Origin of the sequence: Halorubrum sp. C191, assembly GCF_002727095.1 — an archaeon.
In the GTDB taxonomy this organism is placed as follows: domain Archaea; phylum Halobacteriota; class Halobacteria; order Halobacteriales; family Haloferacaceae; genus Halorubrum; species Halorubrum ezzemoulense.
The window spans coordinates 1-1186 of record NZ_NHNZ01000136.1 but is presented as its reverse complement, the minus strand read 5'-3'; the positions used below and the strand labels follow the sequence as shown (position 1 = coordinate 1186).

Annotated in this window: 1 protein-coding gene; it reads left to right on the top strand. The window is 52.4% G+C overall.

Going from position 1 to position 1186, the window contains the following annotated elements:
- Positions 1-355 precede the first annotated feature (355 nt).
- Complete coding sequence (locus Z052_RS20245) at positions 356-601, top strand: hypothetical protein (RefSeq protein WP_155120081.1); 246 nt, start codon at positions 356-358, stop codon at positions 599-601.
- The last annotated feature ends 585 nt before the right edge of the window (positions 602-1186 follow it).

The window sequence follows — 1186 nt, the reverse complement described above, 5'->3', positions numbered from 1 at the left end:
AGATCACAACTGAAGGCCCAGTAGTCATTCTGGGAAATTTGTCCAATAAAAGTCGTTGCCGCACACGGTCCCACTACTCGATGAGATCGATCTCCTGACCGCAACTCGGACACGATGCGTTCTGATCTCTGCTCAGGTCGGAAACGTACCCTGTCCAGCCGCAGACGGGACACTGTACTGGATCGGGTTGAGGCATCTCGCTAATACGCATCATTTCCGACGGAAAAGCCCGGTGCTGGTTCACTCTCTCCGAAAGTGAGACATCGTCTGTGGTACTTATTGTATGACACCCTAGGTGGGCCTATTGTAGCGTATCGAGGGAAGCAGTTAGCTGCTGTTGTATATCAAGACCTGTGTGGAACCGACCAATGATCTCTGTTTGATGCTCGGGACAGGCAAGGATGGCGACTGCTCCGTCCTGTACCGGGAGTACAGGTTGATCTGGATTATGTGGTGCGAGGTGGCAGCTGGGACAGTTAATACCGCCGGCTGGCCAATGCTGTATGAGTTCAACTGTGTTTTCGGTAGTGAATCCGCAGACGGAGGCGAATTGCTCAAGGTGTTCATTACACCCAACGAGAGGGAGTGTGAGCTGATCTAGGAGAAGGAAGGACAAGGTGTGTCTTCTGTTAGAGTGGAGAGCAGACTCGCACGCATCACACTGGATAAACGGATGACTGTGGAAGTCGTCCGTCTGCTGTTGGGAGGAATCTGCTGGAGGCATACTGAGGTGTGTGGCTCTGAGTTTAGTTGCCACACGGGTAAGCACTCGTCTTTAGTTAAGCCTAGTAGTAATATTCTACCAGCGGGTTATATCCACGAGTATTTAGTAGCATGAATATCACGATCCGGCCGCTGTTACAATCGAATATAAGCGATAAGCATCTGATTCCATCTGTGTTCGGTTACCACTCCCAGTAATATTCTATACGGTCCAAGATTGCCTGAGTCGGGCGCACGCGGCGGGAGTGACCGACGCTCAAACCCCACAGAACTGCCGGCTAGGGCTTAACCGAACACCGATGCATCTGATTCAAACACGAACTTTCCACCGTGTGTGTCCGATCGAGCCGTCTGTCCTCGCCACTTCGAGATACCGGTCCATGACACCCGTCCCGAGACTGGGTTGGCCTAACGCTCGCACGACCTCGACGATGAGAGGGTAGTGGGCCTTCAGTTGTGATCT